Consider the following 302-nt stretch of genomic DNA (forward strand, 5'->3'; position numbering starts at 1 on the left):
ACGCCGTCTGCGTTTCTCCGGCCCTAAGACATCAATCATCTGTACTCCAATGACTAGTCTAAAAACTAGTATTAAGACTATCACTTATTTAAGTGATACTGGTTGTCTGGAGATTCAGGGGGCCAGTCTAGCAGTGATGTGATTGTCTGCGCTGAAATGGACGAACAGTGGGGCTACGTCGGTGCTAAATCACGTCAGCGCTGGCTGTTTTACGCGTATGACAGGATACGGAGGACGGTTGTGGCGCACGTCTTCGGTGAACGCACTCTGGCCACACTGGAGCGTCTTCTGAGCCTGCTGTC

General features: G+C 51.0%; 1 pseudogene. It reads left to right on the forward strand.

Features of this window, described 5'->3' with window-relative positions:
- Window positions 1-123 precede the first annotated feature (123 nt).
- Window positions 124-302, forward strand: a pseudogene (locus tag BHE85_RS19390) (IS1 family transposase); the annotation flags it as partial.

Source organism: Shigella sp. FC1567, assembly GCF_001743015.1.
GTDB classification, from domain to species: domain Bacteria; phylum Pseudomonadota; class Gammaproteobacteria; order Enterobacterales; family Enterobacteriaceae; genus Escherichia; species Escherichia coli.